At 46.4% G+C, this 16,193-nt stretch carries 13 protein-coding genes and 1 pseudogene; all 14 read left to right on the top strand.

The annotated features are described in order from the left end of the window. The first annotated feature begins 26 nt into the window (after positions 1-26). Positions 27-1,424, top strand: a complete 1,398-nt coding sequence (gene asnS / locus LG211_RS06550) for an asparagine--tRNA ligase (RefSeq protein ID WP_465250788.1) — start codon at positions 27-29, stop codon at positions 1,422-1,424. 35 nt (positions 1,425-1,459) lie between these two features. Next, the gene (locus LG211_RS06545) at positions 1,460-3,553 is read left to right on the top strand and encodes an EAL domain-containing protein (protein ID WP_269477208.1); all 2,094 of its coding nucleotides are present in this window, start codon (positions 1,460-1,462) and stop codon (positions 3,551-3,553) included. A gap of 122 nt (positions 3,554-3,675) precedes the next feature. Next, positions 3,676-5,631 carry an elongation factor G gene (locus LG211_RS06540; protein WP_148397812.1) on the top strand — a complete coding sequence of 652 codons (1,956 nt, stop codon included), beginning with the start codon at positions 3,676-3,678 and terminating at the stop codon, positions 5,629-5,631. A gap of 188 nt (positions 5,632-5,819) precedes the next feature. Continuing rightward, on the top strand, positions 5,820-6,698 hold the full coding sequence (locus LG211_RS06535; protein ID WP_269477207.1) for a TerC/Alx family metal homeostasis membrane protein: 879 nt from the start codon (positions 5,820-5,822) through the stop codon (positions 6,696-6,698). Further along, positions 6,667-7,521, top strand: coding sequence for an MBL fold metallo-hydrolase (locus LG211_RS06530; RefSeq protein ID WP_269477206.1), 855 nt, complete (start codon positions 6,667-6,669; stop codon positions 7,519-7,521). The genes LG211_RS06535 and LG211_RS06530 overlap by 32 nt, the downstream gene beginning before the upstream one ends. A 25-nt stretch (positions 7,522-7,546) precedes the next feature. Continuing rightward, positions 7,547-7,966, top strand: a complete 420-nt coding sequence (locus tag LG211_RS06525) for a pyridoxamine 5'-phosphate oxidase family protein (RefSeq protein WP_253020526.1) — start codon at positions 7,547-7,549, stop codon at positions 7,964-7,966. Positions 7,967-8,156: 190 nt separating this feature from the next. Further along, positions 8,157-8,744, top strand: coding sequence for a GNAT family N-acetyltransferase (locus LG211_RS06515; RefSeq protein WP_465250783.1), 588 nt, complete (start codon positions 8,157-8,159; stop codon positions 8,742-8,744). Between the two features lie 370 nt (positions 8,745-9,114). Then, positions 9,115-9,678: pseudogene (locus LG211_RS06510) on the top strand (helix-turn-helix domain-containing protein); the annotation flags it as partial. A gap of 86 nt (positions 9,679-9,764) precedes the next feature. Continuing rightward, on the top strand, positions 9,765-11,645 hold the full coding sequence (locus tag LG211_RS06505; protein ID WP_269477205.1) for a recombinase family protein: 1,881 nt from the start codon (positions 9,765-9,767) through the stop codon (positions 11,643-11,645). Positions 11,646-11,661: 16 nt separating this feature from the next. Continuing rightward, entirely contained in the window at positions 11,662-12,015 is a 354-nt protein-coding gene (locus LG211_RS06500; RefSeq protein WP_269477204.1) for a TnpV protein, read from the top strand. 134 nt (positions 12,016-12,149) lie between these two features. Beyond that, positions 12,150-13,115 (top strand): helix-turn-helix domain-containing protein, encoded by a 966-nt coding sequence (locus LG211_RS06495; RefSeq protein ID WP_269477203.1) that lies wholly within the window; start codon positions 12,150-12,152, stop codon positions 13,113-13,115. A 130-nt stretch (positions 13,116-13,245) separates the two neighbouring features. Further along, positions 13,246-13,851 carry an MptD family putative ECF transporter S component gene (locus tag LG211_RS06490; protein ID WP_269477202.1) on the top strand — a complete coding sequence of 202 codons (606 nt, stop codon included), beginning with the start codon at positions 13,246-13,248 and terminating at the stop codon, positions 13,849-13,851. Between the two features lie 92 nt (positions 13,852-13,943). After that, positions 13,944-14,714 carry an energy-coupling factor transporter transmembrane component T family protein gene (locus tag LG211_RS06485; protein WP_269477201.1) on the top strand — a complete coding sequence of 257 codons (771 nt, stop codon included), beginning with the start codon at positions 13,944-13,946 and terminating at the stop codon, positions 14,712-14,714. Positions 14,715-14,716: 2 nt separating this feature from the next. Next, the gene (locus LG211_RS06480; RefSeq protein ID WP_269477200.1) at positions 14,717-16,183 is read left to right on the top strand and encodes an ABC transporter ATP-binding protein; all 1,467 of its coding nucleotides are present in this window, start codon (positions 14,717-14,719) and stop codon (positions 16,181-16,183) included. The last annotated feature ends 10 nt before the right edge of the window (positions 16,184-16,193 follow it).

The following is a 16,193-nucleotide window of genomic DNA, read 5'->3' as shown; positions in this document are numbered from 1 at the left end:
TCACAATGATAAAAAAGGAGAACTGAATAATGAAGGACATACAACTGAGAACCCTTTTCAGGGAGACAGAGAAATATGCGGATCAAGAAATCGTGGTTCACGGCTGGGTAAGAACCAACCGCGGCTCCAACAAATTCGGGTTCATTGAACTGAACGACGGCACGTTTTTTAAATCCGTGCAGGTTGTCTATGAAGCGGAATTTATTGATAATTTTGAAGAGATTGCCAAGGTTCCGGTGGCGGCAGCCTTGAAAGTAAAAGGCGACTTTGTGCTGACTCCAAATGCCAAGCAGCCTTTCGAAATTAAAGCGAAAGAAGTGGTGGTCGAGGCCGATTCGGCGTCGGATTACCCGCTGCAGAAAAAACGCCATAGTATGGAGTTTTTGCGGGAAATCGCTCATTTAAGACCAAGGAGCAACACCTTTTCTGCCGTGTTCCGGATACGGTCTTTAGTGTCTTACGCCATTCATAAATTTTTTCAAGAAAACGATTTTGTATATGTGCATACGCCAATCGTAACCGGCAGCGACTGCGAGGGGGCCGGCGAAATGTTCCGCATCACCACGTTGGATATGGACAACCCGCCAAGAATGGAAAACGATTCCATTGATTACAGCCAGGACTTTTTCGGCAAGGAAACCAGTCTTACGGTAAGCGGGCAGCTGGAAGCGGAAACCTTTGCTCTGGCATTCCGCAACGTTTATACCTTTGGGCCCACCTTCCGGGCGGAGAACTCCAACACGGCAAGACATGCATCCGAATTCTGGATGATTGAGCCGGAGGTGGCCTTTGCTGATCTTTCCGATAATATGGATTTAGCAGAAGCAATGATCAAGTATATCATTCAGTATGTCTTGGAGCATGCGCCGGAAGAAATGGAATTCTTTAATAAATTCATGGATAAAGGACTGCTGGATCGACTGACTGCGCTGGTAAACGCGGAGTTTGCCCGCGTCACCTATACGGAGGCTGTGGAGCTTCTGAAAAAGTCCGGCAAAAAATTTGAATATCCGGTTGAATGGGGGATTGATCTGCAGACAGAGCATGAACGCTATTTGACCGAAGAAATCTATAAAAAACCAGTTTTTGTAACCGATTATCCCAAGGAGATCAAGGCCTTCTACATGCGCCTCAATGATGATAACAAGACAGTAGCGGCCTGCGACCTGCTGGTGCCCGGTGTGGGCGAAATCATCGGCGGCAGCCAGAGGGAAGAGCGTTATGATGTTCTGAAAGCCAGAATGGATGAACTGGGTTTGGACGAAAAAGACTATTGGTGGTACATGGATCTCCGCAGATACGGCGGCGTCAAGCATGCGGGCTACGGACTGGGTCTGGAACGGATTATCATGTATCTGACCGGTATGGGCAATATTCGTGACGTTCTGCCGTTCCCGAGGACGCCAAAGACGGCGGAATTTTAGAGATGTCGGGCCTGGAGGGCCCAAGCAGCAGAGAGATGAAACGAATTTTAGAGCTGTATAAAACGCCATATGGATTATCAATAAAACGAGGACTGGCATTGGCGACCCCATTTTTGATTGTGGGGTCGCTTGCGTTGTTATTAAACAGCTTTCCCCATGAAGGATATCAGGCTTTTTTGAGCACCATGGCAGGGGGGACTGTCAGCAAGCTTTTGGGATTTTTATATACGGTTACCTTGGGATCGCTGGCGCTGATTCTACTTATCACCATCAGTATCTCTTTTGGACAGATGGTGCAGAAGGATGAGGCTCCCCTCTATCCGGTGGCGGCCGTGTGCGCGTATCTGGCCTTTTGCGGCGGCCTGCAGGGGCAGAGCGTATATGTGTTTGGAGCGGACTGGGTTTTTTCCGCCATGTGCATTGCTCTGATTTCCAGCGGTCTGCTGAGAAAACTCATGGGTTTGATCCATCGCGTCAAAAAGCTGCATACCATTGGGGCTGACTTTATGTTCAATCTGTCCATCAAAGGACTGGTTCCTATTGCCGTTATTTGCGTTTTTTTCGGGATTTTGGGACTTGCGCTGCGTTCGGTGACAGATACAGGAAATATTACCAACTTCGGTTCTTATCTGTTCTTAAAACTTTTCAATGAAATCGGAAAAAATCTTCTGGGCATTCTTTTGTATGTGTTTTTCTCCCACCTGCTTTGGTTCTTTGGGATCCATGGAACCAATACGCTGGAGGCAGTAGCAAAACAATTTTTTGAGGAAGGTGTGGAAATAAACCAGGCTCTTATCAGTGCAGGACAGGCGCCGACAGAGATTTTTTCGAAAACCTTTCTCGATACCTTTGCCTTTATTGGAGGATGCGGAGCTGCGTTCTGCTTGGTGCTGGCGCTTTTTATTGCCTCAAGGAAAAGCAACAATCGCAAATTGGCTCAGGTGGCCAGTCCTTTTGTGTTTTTCAATATCAGCGAAATTGTTATTTTTGGTTTTCCTGTAATCTTTAACTCAGCTATGATCATTCCCTTCATCGCCGCACCGATCGTGCTGACCCTGATCAGCAGCGGGGCTATGGCGCTGGGGCTGGTGCCGATGGTGAGCAATTCGGTGGAATGGACGGCTCCCGTTTTGTTCAGCGGATATCAGGCCACCGGCTCTATGGCCGGCAGTTTGCTTCAGCTGTTCAATGTGGCCGTAGGGACCTGCATCTATATCCCTTTTATAAAGATCAGCGAACGAAAGCAGACTGCCGCTTTCCGCACTTCTGTGAAGGATATGGAGAAGGCGATGTTTCAATGCGAGACAGCGGGAAAAGCCCCTGAATTGATGACTGGAACCAGCCCCTTTGAGTATGCGGCCAAAGCGCTGGCTTTGGATATGGAAAACGCAATTGACAGGGGGCAGGTGCAGCTTCATTATCAGATACAGATCAACAGGGATAAAACCATACATGGTGCGGAGGCGCTTTTGCGATGGGAACATCCGGTGGCAGGAAACATCTCGCCGCCGCTGCTCATTGATATTGCCTATGAAGGCGGGTTTCTGCCGAAGCTGGGGCTCTATATCATAGAAAAGGTTTGTCAGGATGTGCAGCATATGAACCAGATTTACTTCAAGAAACTGAACGTCTCCATCAATCTGTCTCCTTACCAGATGGAGGATGATGCCCATTTGGAAAAGGCCCTTCAGATGATTGATGGATATGATTTGGGGGATGCCCAGTTGGTCTTTGAGATCACAGAGCGGGTACTGCTCAACAGCTCGCCCCAGATGCAGCAGCGGATCAACCGGCTGCGTGAAAAGGGCTATAAGGTGAGCATCGATGATTTTGGCATGGGTCATGGGTCCATGCTCTATCTCCAGAACATGGCCTTTGATGAAGTGAAGCTGGATGGGAAGCTGGTAACACAAATGCTGGACAACAGAAGGTCCAAGGATATTATTTCCGGAATTATCAAGCTATCAGAGGATTTGGATTTCCGCGTGGTCGCCGAATATGTGGAAACGAAGCAGCAGCGGGATCTGCTGCGGGAGCTGGGCTGCGACATTTATCAAGGGCATTTCTACGGGAAAGCAGAGCCTTTGGAGGAGTTTGTAAAGCGATACCTGGGAAACGGCCTGAATTAGCGGAAGATTTTGTCTCCACTTTACTTAAAATTCAGAAAACATGAGCCTGTTATATTGCTATCAATCTGCATCGATGATATAATATGGGCATTAGTGAAAAAAGAGATTTAGGAGGTCTTAATATGAAAGGCTATACGAGCGAAACTATCAGAAATGTTGCACTTGTCGGGCATGGCGGATGTGGTAAAACTACTTTTCTGGAATCTGCACTTCTCGAAACGGGCGTAATCGGCAGATTAGGTAAAGTAGAAGATGGAAATACGGTTTCTGACTACGATAAAATGGAGGTTGAAAAAGGCTTTTCCATCAACACTTCGATCGTTCCGGTTGAATGGAAGGACAGTAAGATCAATTTCATCGACACTCCGGGATATTTTGATTTCATCGGAGAAGTTAACGCAGCACTGAGAGCTTCCGAAGCTGCAGTAATCCTGGTGGATGCCGGAGCAGGTATTCAGGTGGGAACTGAGCATGCGTGGAAAGCCTGCGAACGATACAAGATGCCTAGATTCATTGTTATAAATAAAAGGGACAAGGACGAATTTGACTTCTATAAGACCTTCGATGAACTGAAGGCGAAATTTGGAGAAACGCTTATCCCGTTCAGCTGGCCTCTGTCAGCTGAGATCGACGAAGACCTTAAGGAAGCCATCGCCATGACAGACGATGAGCTGATGGAAAAGTATTTTAACGGCGATGCTTTTACCGATGAAGAGATTAAAAAAGGTCTGGTAAAAGGAATCGCGGACGGCGGAATCGTTCCGGTATGCTCATCGGCATTCTCTTTGGGACATGGAATCGAAGGGCTGCTGGATCTGTTGGTTACATATGTACCAACACCGCTGCAGCATGGCCCTTACAAAGGCTTTAACGATAAGAACGAACCGGTTGAGCGGCTGTGCGTAGTAGACGCATCTCCATCAGCGTTCGTATTTAAAACCATCGTTGACCCGTTCGTAGGAAAGATTTCCGTGATGAAAGTGGTTACAGGCAAACTCACCTCCGGTATGGAAATCCTCAACGAGAGAGCAGGCAAAACTGAAAAGCTGGGTAAGCTGTTCTTCCTCAGGGGCAAGGAACAGCAGGAATTAAATTATGCGGAAGCAGGCGATATTGTAGCGGTAACCAAGCTGCAGAATACCCTTTCCGGTGATACCCTTTGCGATAAAAACGATATTATTCGTTACCTGCCGCTGGACTTCCCGGCACCGTCTCTGTTTGTAGCAATTGAAGCTGCCGACAAGAAAGACGAAGATAAAGTGTTCTCTGGCCTTTCCAGGTTAAAAGAAGAGGACCCGTCCTTCGTAGTTGAAAGGAACAACGAAACCCATCAGACACTGCTGGGCGGTCAAGGCGAAATGCAGCTGAACATCATCATGGCCAAGCTGAAAGACCGCTTTGGAGTAGAAGTAAAAACCCTTCCCCAGAAGATTGCTTATAGAGAGACGATCAAGGGTACTTCAGACGTTCAGGGCAAACATAAGAAGCAATCCGGAGGCGCCGGCCAGTATGGTGACGTGCATATCAAGTTCTCGCCGTCTCAGGAAGAGTTCGAGTTTACCGAATCCTTGTTCGGCGGAGCAATTCCCAAGAACTATGTGCCGGCAGTTGAAAAGGGTCTGATCGAATCTACCGAAAAGGGACCTCTCGCCGGATGTAAAGTTGTAAACGTGAAAGCGGATCTGTATGATGGTTCCTATCACGATGTAGACTCCAATGAAATGGCCTTCAAGATCGCCGCTTCTTTAGCCTTTAAAAAAGGAATTAAAGAAGCCAAGCCGGTTCTGCTGGAACCTGTTATGCATCTGGATATTATGGTTCCGGACGAATACATGGGCGATGTAATGGGCGACATGAATAAAAGAAGAGGGAAAATCCTCGGTATGGAACCACAGGCGGACGGAAGCCAGAAGCTGATGGCAGAAGCTCCCCAGGCAGAACTTTTCGACTACGCGATTACACTGAGAGCCATGACTCAGGCAAGAGGAACCTTTGCCATGAAGTTTGAACGGTATGAAGAGGTTCCGGCTCAGATCGCACAGAAGATCATCGATGCCTATAATTCCGAAGATAAGTAAAAACCAAGCTTGAACCAATCATTAAAGGGGAGTAGCTTACAAGTAATGGGATCAACAGCCGGCTGAAGCACAGCCTGGTCCCATTCTCCGAAAGGATAGCAAGACCTTAATGTTCACCTGTTAAAGGGGACATTAGGGTCTTTTTTCATCAGGAGAAGGCAGTGTCTGAAGAAGAGAAGGAGGATCGGTTGAGACATATATTGAAATCGTTGAAATGGGTACTGTTTTGGATGGGATTGGCAATTCTGTTCAATTTGGGAATATGGTATTTTATGGGCGAGCAAAAAGCGCTGGAATTTTTAGGCGGGTATTTAATTGAGCTGAGCCTCAGCGTGGATAATTTATTTGTCTTTATTACCATTTTTATGAGCTATGGTATCAAAGAGCATGCACAGCACAGAGTTTTGGGATACGGTATCGCCGGTGCCGTCATCCTGCGGTTTATCTTTATCTTCTTCGGCGTTAAAATCGTCAACATGTTTGAATGGGTATTGTACATATTCGGTGCTGTTTTGATCATCAATGGTGTGAAGATGTTTCAAAAGGAGAAAGAAAAGGACCCTCACGACAGTCCCATTGTCAGGGCCATTGCAAAAGTCCTGCCCATGACAAAGGAGTTTTCCGGGGAGAAATTTATGGTCCGGGAAAATGGCAAACGATTGTTTACGCCGCTTTTCGCGGTGCTTTGCCTGATCGAATGCTCAGATATTCTCTTTGCCATCGACTCTGTGCCTGCAGTCTTTTCGGTTTCAACCGATCTTTTAATCGTCTATACGTCAAATATTTTTGCCATTCTGGGGTTGCGCCAGCTCTATTTTGTGCTGGAACACCTCCACGAACGATTTGCATATGTGAAATATGGCGTGGCGACAATCCTGATGTTTACAGGCGTTAAACTGGCCGGCCTCATGTTCGGCCTGCATATATCCATTCCGGTTTCCATCGGGGTAATCGCAGGGGTGTTAGTTATCAGCATCATAGTATCCATCTTGGTTTCAAAAGGGAAAAAACAGGAGAAGGGGAAAGGAAAGAAAAATGAAGATTTCGAAGCAGGTTCACCAGATTAGGATTTACTTTCATGTTACAGAAGAGATTGAACGATTTGTCAATGTCTATCTGATTGAGGGGAAGGAAGGATGTCATTTGATCGATACCGGAGTGGCAGGCGCGGAAAAGCTGATAAAAAAATCTCTGCTGAGGCATGAGAGGCAGCCGTCTCAACTAAAGAGCATCTTTCTTACCCACTCCCACCCCGATCATATGGGAGCCGCATGCCGCATTAAGAAACGAACTGGCGCCAAAGTTTATGCCAGTGCAGTCGAAAAACCTTGGATTGAAGACATCGGCCGCCAGTTTGCGGCGCGCCCAATCCCCAATTTTTACAAGCTGCTGGAAGACAGCGTTTCTGTAGATGAAAGTCTGGAAGGCGGCGAGGTGCTTTGCCTGGAGCCGGGCGTTACCATCCGGGCTCTGGCAACGCCGGGGCATTCTGCAGGTTCGCTCTCGTATTTTTTCGAAGAAGAAGGGATCCTCTTTACCGGAGATGCGGTACCGGTCGCCGATGAAACGCCCATTTATGTGAATTACCAGCAGAGCCTGGAAAGCCTGGACCGGATCGAGGAGATGGATCAGGTTCAACTCTATTGCTCAGCGTGGGCAGATGTTTGGCAGGCCGGGGAAGGCAGGAAGCGGGTCGCAGAAGCCAAAGACCTGCTGGCGGGGATCAACAAAACTGTCGGCAAGGCTTTAGAAGAAGATGAAAGTCTGGAAAATACCGCTGTTTTTAAACGAGTATGCGAAGCGATGGAACTTGACTCCACCAAGGCCAATCCGTTGTTCCGCACATCCATTTATGCTAATATTGAAGAACTGAGGAGCGACCGCAAGTGATCAATAAGAAAGGAAGGACAAGGCAATGATGCGAGATCCAGTAAAGACGATCGGAAATTTGATTGACAAGCAGAAAACCGCCTACATCAGCTCCATTGACAAGGACGGTTACCCCAATACCAAGGCCATGCTGGCGCCGCGAAAGAGGGAGGGAATCCAGGTCTTTTATTTCACTTCCAATACTTCTTCCATGAGAGCGGCTCAATATCGGGAGAACCCTAAAGCCTGCATCTATTTTTGCGACCGGCGTTTCTTCCGGGGCGTCATGCTGCGGGGAACGATGGAAGTCCTTGAAGATGCTGAGAGCAAGGAAATGATCTGGCAGGAGGGGGATACCATGTATTACCCGCTGGGCGTTACCGATCCGGATTACTGCGTGCTCAAATTCACAGCAGAGGACGGGCGCTACTACAGCAATTTCAAATCAGAGGATTTTACTGTATGAACAGAGGGGCTGCCAAATTTGCGGCAGCCCTGTCTATTTTTCCACCAATGGTCGGTCGCAAAGATCTGGACCTATGAATGTTTCTTGTCTTTGTCTTTTTGGCTTTTTCGGATCTTTCTTACATTGATAAATAAAGCGATTACCAGGACTATTGTTGCGACATTTATGAATTTGAATGATGGAGGTGGATATGGCGAAGGAAATTGGACCACAAATCAGAGAACGCCGTTTGGAATTAAATATGACACAGGATATGCTGGCCAAGGAACTAAATGTCAGCAGGTCAGCCGTTTCTAACTGGGAAATTATACTTTGGAGGAATAAAGAAATGGAGCTAAGAAAGTATCAATCATCAGATTGCAAAGAAGTGACGGAGCTATTTTATAATACTGTTCACATTATCAATGCAAAGGATTACACAAAAGAGCAGCTTGATGTATGGGCAACAGGAGAAGTAGATTTAGAAAAATGGAATCAGTCTCTTCAAGAACCTTATAGCATAGTTGCTGTTGATAATGAAATTATTGTAGGTTTCGGAGATGTAGATAAAGACGGTTATCTTGACCGCTTGTTTGTTCATGCAGATTATCAAGGAAAAGGGATTGCAACAGCTATTTGTAAACAACTTGAACAAGCAGTTGAAGGAAAAATTACAACTCACGCTTCTATTACAGCGAAACCATTTTTTGAAAAACGAGGATATAAAGTCATGAAGAAACAAGAAGTAGAAAGACAAGGTATTTTTCTTACTAACTTTGTTATGGAGAAAGATAGATAAGCAAATTCCAGTTTGTGCAGAAGATAAGCTAAAAATCTCAGTAACCGACGGAGTGATCCGCCAGCGGTGGCGGTCGTAAGACATATCGCCACGCCAGCTTGCTGGCGAGCGGGCGGTTCACTTCGGCGGTTTGGCGAGCTTGCGAGCCGTTCAAAGCCCCCGTTATCTAACAAGGGGGCACAAAAAACAAAAGACAATAGATAAAAGCAAGCGGAAAACGCTGTATTTACAGGGCAAAACCGTATTTTTAAAGGTGTGAAATAAAACACAGCAATATCACATAGCAAAAACTGAATATTGGAAGCATAGGACAGTTGATTTTAGATTGACTGTCCTTTTTTCATGCAAAGAAACAGAAAGGACGGATAACATGAACAACAATGATTTTATACAGGAACTAAAGGAAAAACGTGAGGAATACGGCATTTCGCAATCCAGATTTGCCTTTGCCTGCGGTATCAGCCGAGAATACTATAACCGTATCGAGAATGGCAGGACACCGCTCACAGAAGAATTAAAGCAGGAAATCACAAAACAGTTGGAGCGTTTCAACCCAGACGAACCGCTGTTCCTGCTGATTGATTACTTCCGTGTCCGCTTCCCTACCACGGACGCGCTGACCGTTATAAAAAATGTCCTGCATATCAAGATAAAACATATGCTCCATGAGGACTACGGGAAATACGGCTATGAGGAGCAGTATTTTACAGGCAATATCGTTTTGCTGGTATCTTCTAATCCTGTATTAGGCGTTCTGCTGGAACTGAAAGGAAAAGGCTGTCGGCAAATGGAAGCCTATCTGACCGCAGAGGGGCGGAGCTGGTTTGATTTTATGATGGACTGTCTAAGTGCCGGCGCTTTGATGAAACGTCTTGACCTAGCAATCAATGACAGGGCTGGTATCTTAAATATCCCTATGTTACAGGTGTTATATGCTCTAAGTGACTTCTTAATCACGATTTTTTCTCATGGTTAGTGAAGCGACAATTAGAGCATTTTTCACGCAAGGAGGACAACGCTATGCTGAAAACCAAGATAACACCCCTATACGAGAGATTAAGCCATGACGATGAATTAAACGGGGAATCCAACTCCATTAGCAACCAGAAATCCATGTTGGAGGACTACGCCAGACGCAACGGCTTTCCCAATCCGACCCACTTCACGGACGATGGGATTTCAGGAACACGCTTTGACCGCCCCGGATTTAACGCTATGATGGAGGAAGTCGAGGCTGGCCGTGTGGAGGCAATCATCATCAAGGATATGAGCCGGTTAGGGCGAGACTATCTCAAAGTCGGTCAGATTATGGAGATTCTGCGGATTAAGGGTGTGCGGCTGATCGCTATCAATGACGGTGTGGACAGTATCAACGGCGATGATGATTTTACCCCTTTCCGCAACATCATGAATGAGTATTATGCCCGCGATACCAGCAAGAAAATTAAATCCGTGTTCAAGGCGAAAGGCATGAGTGGAAAGCACCTGACCGGCACCGTTATTTACGGCTACCTGTGGGACGAAAAGCGGGAATACTGGCTTGTGGATGAAGAAGCTGCCGCCGTTGTCAGGCAGATTTTCCGGCTGACAATGGAGGGCTTCGGCCCTTATCAAATCTCACAGCTTTTGAAACAGCAGAAAGTGGAAATCCCGTCCGTCCACCTTGCCCGGTACGGCGAGGGAGTGAACAAAAATAAGACGGTCAAGGACATTTATGGCTGGGGATCGTCCACTATCGTCAATATTCTGAAAAAGCGCGAATACTTAGGCCATACCATCAATTTCAAGACCCGCAAGCACTTCAAGGACAAGAAAAGCCACTATGTTGACGAGAGCGAATGGACAATTTTTGAGAATACCCATGAAGCAATCATAGATCAGGAAACCTTTGATAATGTGCAGCGCATCCGGGGAAATGTGAAGCGTTACCCGGACGGCTGGGGCGAGGCTGCCCCGCTGACCGGACTTCTCTACTGTGCCGACTGCGGCGCAAAGATGTATGTTCACCGTATGAATAACGGCAAGCGCATTTCGCAATATACCTGTGCCAATTACAGCAAGACGCCGGTGGGCGTTCTCTGCCCCACACAGCACCGTATCAACGAGAGCGCGGTTCTGAACCTTGTTTCTGATATGCTCCGGGCGATTGCCGATTACTCCAAGAACAACCGTACTGAATTTGTTCGGACGGTTCAGGAGACACAGGCAGCACAGCAGGCCAGCGACATTTCCAAGAAGAAAAAGCGGCTGGCCGCCGCGCAGAAACGCGCCGGGGAACTGGAAAAGCTGATGTGCCGGATTTATGAGGATAACGTATTAGGCAAGCTGCCGGATGCCCGGTACGCCGCCCTTGACGCACAGTACGCGAAAGAACAGGGGGAACTTGCCAGCGAGATCGCGGAGCTGGAAAAGGCAATCCGGGACTATGAGCAGACCCGGAAATCTGCGGAGAAGTTTATCGCACTGATTGACAAATATGAGAATTTTGACAATCTGACGACTGTTATGCTCAATGAGTTTGTAGAAAAAATCCTTGTCCATGAGCGAGACCGGAAAGGCAGCATTGAAACCACACAGGAGATTGAGATTTATTTCAACTTTGTCGGGAAATATGTGCCGCCCCACTTTGGGGAAGTTGATCTGACCCCGGAGGAATTAGAAGCTCTGCGGAAGAAAGAGGAACGCAAGGACAGGCTTCATCAGAACTATTTGAAGCGGAAAGCCAGCGGCTGGCAGAGGGAATATTATGAGCGTACCAAAAGCGAGAAACGCCGGAGAATGGAAGAAGCTAAAGCAGCTATCCGGGCCGAGGATATGGCAAGGGGCGTGTTTATTCCAGTGAGCCAGTTACCGAAGCAGGAGCCGCAGAAAGCACCGGCGCAGACCCGCGCCGCCGTATGACAAAGGAGGATTTCACATGAAAGAGCTGACCTATATCCGTGTTGGAGATTACTACATCCCGAATCTGAAGCTGGCAGAACAGCCGGACAAGCCCATCGGCAAGTATGGGCGTATGCGGCGGCGGTATTTGAAAGAATACCGCCCTGCCCTTTACAGTAGCCTGTTACTCTCCGAGAAACTGTATTCCCACCTGTTACAGATTGACGAGGCTGCAAATGAGCGCATGGATATTCTCATGCCGCAGCTTATGAAAGCCGCCGGTGTGACCGAGGAGTTAAAGGCTGCCGATCAAATGAAATGGGTGGGGCTGGCAAATAATTGTAGGGCGCAGGCGGAGGAAATTATTTTAGCAGAACTAATTTTCAATTAACATATACACAGAGGCCGCTTAATACGGCTTCTGTGTTTTTGCTTCTGTGTTTTTGGCAACAGCAAATTGACTTTTCTGGGTTGGTGTTGTAAACTGTAATTAGTCTATGCTAACCGCAAGGAGGGCACTCATATATGACAAATCAATACATGAATAATCTTTATCGTGATCTGCTCTCTAATTCACCGCAGACGATCACCATAGATATTCCGGCAGATATGGGAACTGGACAGATTTCGCAGATCGTCACGAAACAGGGAGCAGTTGTTTCAGATTGGAGAATGAATTACTTTTCGGATATGAACGTGCAGGGGGTGAGCAGTGAAGAGTACATACAAATGCTATTCTGTTTCAATGACGGTGTTTCCTGGAATATTGCAGACAACCGGCAAAGTGCCAGCATACAAAAAGGGGAATCCTGTATCTATCGCGGTCACGGGAAAATGGAGTACCTGTGCTATTCAAAAAAGAGCGATTTCCTTTTCAAAAATGTGAAAATACCTCTATCCTATTTCTATAAGATTTTGAATGACTACTTTGAGACCGGTGAGATTGAGGCCTATCAGAAAAAATTATTGGACGGCATATCAAAGGTAAATATTACGCCCTATATGGAGCATATTTTTGCGGAGCTGAAAGACTTCACACAATATCGCGGCGGGTTGGGATATCTGTTTCTGGAAAGCAAGGTCTTTGAACTGCTATCGGTATATTTGAGCGAGGTTCTGGAGCTGAGTATTCTCGCGTCAACCTATGTTGCAATTTCCAGAAGTGACCGGGATTCCATCATTGAGGCAAAGAGAATTATTGACAGTCAGCTTGCTCTGGCTCCGAGCTGTGAGGAATTGGCGAGACAGGTCAATATCAGCACTTCAAAATTGACAAAGGGCTTCTCATCCCTATTCGGAACATCGGTTCATGCGTATGTCATCGACCAACGGTTAGAAAAGGCGGCAAGCCTGCTATTAGAAAGTAATCTGAATGTCAGCCAGGTGGCTATGTTGGTGGGATATTCAAAAGCGAGCAATTTTGCGGCGGCGTTCAAAAAGAAATACGGAGTAAATCCGAAAAATTATAAAGCGGAGGCTACGATTGGATAAACGCAAAAATACTGATTTTGGGTAGAATAAAATTGGTTTTGGGTTGGAATCGTGGGCGTAAGTTGTTATTATATGTGGTGTGGTTAGAAGAAGCTAACCTCACCACATTTTCAATTTAGGAGGAATTGACATGAACAAAAAGTTGAATGCAAAGAATTTTATCCTGATCGGCGTTCTGACTGCTCTCATGTGGATTATTTGCATGATTATCAGTACCATAATGAGCATTGCCGGTCCCGTCACCAATGTTTTCTATCCTGCTGTGGTAGCGATCCCTAACGGAATTGTTATGATGCTGCTGCTGGCAAAAGTCCCGAAGAAAGGCGTGTTTACCATCTGCGGCACGATCCAGGGAATCCTGTTCCTGCTGGTCGGCGGATTCTGGCTTATCCCGGTTGCGCTGATTATAGGCGGAGGAATCTGTGACTTCCTGATTATGGGCAGGAATGAAATCACGATGAAGTCCATGATGATCGCTTACACGATTTTCAGCGGAATCTTTGCTTTTGGAGCGATCGTAGGGCCTATGAGCTTCTTGCAGGACGCTTTTGTAAGGGCGATGGAAAAGAACAATATTGCACAGGAATACATAGATGGCATGATCCAGATTACTTCCGGTTTTATGCCTATCGTGATTGTAGCCGCTGGTCTGCTTGGCGGCTTGCTTGGCGGTTACATTGGACAAAAGGCATTGAAGAAACACTTTATCAAGGCTGGGCTTGTATCGGTAAAGTAACAGCTCCCAAAAAGCACATGGTTTTGTCGGTAAACTGCCTGAAATCAAAAACGGGGCTGGGGTCTCAGCTCCGTTTGTTTTTGGAGGACAGTATGGAAGAAAGCATAAAGGAAATTATTACTCAAAGGCAATTCAAGCGGACAGCCGCTTTAGACCCCCGGTGCAAGGTAGCTTTACTGATTCTGATTGGATGTGTCAGTTACTTCTTGAATGGAGAGATTTGCAGCTTGGTACTTGTTGCTTCCTTTGCGTTGTTTATTGCTGTCGGCAATGGAACAAAATGGGCCGCGAAGATGTTGATATTTTATATTGTTATAGCCTATCTCAATGCCTTGCTGCGCTATGTTTCTATTCCAGTACTCAGCGTGATTATGAGCGTATTTGGCGTGACAATTTTGAAATTGGTTCCCATTGCCATGATGGGAATATGGATTCTGCGTACTACCCATATGGATGATCTTATGGTAGCTCTTCAAAGAATGAGGTTGCCGCAGGCCGTCACCATTCCGCTGGTTGTCATGTTTCGGTACATCCCGACTTTGCGGATCGAGTACCGCATGATCCGCAATACAATGGATATTCGCGGGATCAGCGATACGGTATGGAAACAGATCACACATCCGCTTTCTACGATTGAATATATCCTGATTCCCTTGCTTATGAGGTGCCTGAAAGTGACGGATGAATTGGCAGCATCCGGTACGACCCGCGGTCTGGAACTGGAAGAACGGAGATATGCGTTAAATCCGGTTCACTTTTCGTGGAAAGAGTACATGGTTACTGCTTTAGGGATTGCCTTTTTAGCAGGACTTTTATTCCTCGACTATACCTCTATCGGGGAACTCATCATATGGAGGGTATAGCGATGATTGCATTTGAAAATTTCTCTTTTCGATACGAAGAAAGGGACGATTTTACATTAAAGGACATTAACCTGACAATACAGACAGGAGAATTTGTTTTACTGACAGGTCGGAGCGGATGCGGGAAAACTACCCTGATTCGTTGTCTGAATGGACTAATTCCACATTTCTATTCAGGAGAGTCAAAAGGAGATATTCTGCTGGACGGACAATCTTTGCTGGAATTGAAACCGTCTGATTTAGCTGGTAAGGTGGGAACCGTATTTCAAGATCCGCGCTCGCAATTTTTTATGACAGATACAACGCGAGAGCTTGCCTTTGGATGCGAAAATATGGGCTATCCCCGTGAAAAGACGATTGACCGTATCGCAAAGACAGCATTGGATTTGAAACTGGCTGATTATTTGAACCGGAGCATTTTTGATCTATCAAGCGGAGAAAAACAACAGATTGCCATTGGTTCTGTGTATGCTCTTTTGCCGAAAGTTTATATTTTTGATGAACCGTCCGCAAACCTGGATTATGCCGCCACAAAACGGCTGGCAGAAATTATGAAAAGCCTGAAAGAAGATGGATACACCATTATCGTTGTCGAACACCGCTTTTATTATCTGCGTGATCTGCTTGATCGGGCCTTTCTGATTCAGGATGGAAAATTGACAAGGGCTTTTACAAAAGATGAATTTTGCTCATTACCGGATGAAACCCGTATCGAATATGGACTGCGTACCGCCTATCCAGAACGGGATGCGGAGCGGTATCAAAAAAGGGCTGTACCGCATAAAGCTGGCAGCATATTGAAAGTGAGTGACCTCTCTTTTGCATATAAGAAAGGGCCGGATGTTTTACGAAACATCAATTTTGAAGCCCATCAGGGTGATGTAATTGGCATTCTGGGACATAACGGAGCCGGAAAAACCACCCTGCTCTCAATTATGACAGGACTTCTGAAAGAGAAAACCGGAAGTATCTGTTATAACGAAAAAAAACTGTCCCCGCGCCAGAGAAGAAACCTATCCTATCTTGTCATGCAGGATACTGATTATCAGCTTTTTGCCAGCAGCGTGGAAGAAGAATTGTCATTGGGAATTGAAAATGACTGTTCTGGAAAAGTTACGGAAACTTTAGAGGCTCTGGAACTCAGTGAATACCGGGAGTGTCATCCTGCGTCCTTATCAGGAGGCCAGAAACAGCGGGTGACAATAGGCGCTGCCATTGTCAAGGACAGTCCGGTCATCTACTTTGATGAACCCACCAGTGGCCTTGACTACGATTCTATGGTGAGGGTAAGCCATTTGATAGAGCAGCTTGCAGCCGCCGGTGTGATTGTTTTCGTTGTGTCACACGATTTTGAATTTATTACCCGCACCTGTTCGGAAGTGTTACAGCTTGACGGTCAGGATTCGATCAAGAATCAGGTTTTGACCCCGGAAATTCTGCTGTCACTTTCAAAACAATATTTTAATTGATTGGAGGTTT

Source organism: Hominibacterium faecale (genome assembly GCF_020734085.1).
Taxonomy (GTDB): Bacteria; Bacillota; Clostridia; order Peptostreptococcales; family Anaerovoracaceae; genus Hominibacterium; species Hominibacterium faecale.
The sequence above is the reverse complement of the archived record's forward strand: the minus strand, read 5'-3'. Positions and strand labels throughout refer to the sequence as shown.